This is a genomic window from Anaerococcus sp. HMSC068A02, from assembly GCF_001811125.1.
In the GTDB taxonomy this organism is placed as follows: Bacteria; Bacillota; Clostridia; order Tissierellales; family Peptoniphilaceae; genus Anaerococcus; species Anaerococcus vaginalis_C.
In genome coordinates this window covers 1-663 of record NZ_KV803767.1, presented here as the reverse complement: position 1 = coordinate 663, position 663 = coordinate 1, and the positions used below count along the sequence as shown (strand labels likewise).

Below are 663 nucleotides of genomic sequence, written 5' to 3'. Positions count from 1 at the left end.
CGGGACACAGTTTGATAGACCAGGCTTTATGGCAATGATGAACGGAGTTAATCAAGGAAATATTGGGTGTATCATTGTAAAAGATATGAGCAGACTTGGCAGAGATTATCTCAAAGTCGGTCAATGTATGGAGATACTAAGACAAAAGGGAGTGAGACTAATCGCTATCAATGACAATGTAGATAGCTTTTACAGAGAAGATGATTTTACCCCCTTTAGAAATATCATGAATGAATGGTATGCAAGAGATACATCAAGAAAAATCCAATCTACCTTCAGGTCAAAAGGCGAAAGTGGGAAACATACTGCAAGCACACCGCCTTATGGCTATATCAAAGATGAAAAAGATAAAAACAAATGGATTGTAGATGAAAAAGCAGCCGAGATAGTAAGACGAATATTTAATCTTACAATGGACGGAGCAGGACCATACAAAATAGCAAAGATACTGGAAGCGGACAAGATAGATATACCCGCTTATCATCAGCAAAAAATGGGATATGGATTACATCAAAGCAAAAACTTTGAACATCCCTATCGTTGGTGCAGCTCAACAATAGCAAGCATTTTAAAGAAACAGGAATACTTGGGGCATACAGTCAATTTCAAAACAAGAAAGCACTTCAAGGACAAGAAAAGTAAATATGTATCCGAAGATAAATG

General features: G+C 37.1%; 1 protein-coding gene. It reads left to right on the top strand.

What is annotated here, in order from left to right; genetic code table 11:
• On the top strand, positions 1 to 663 hold a 663-nt coding region (locus tag HMPREF2782_RS06740; protein ID WP_186821663.1), incomplete at both ends, for a recombinase family protein.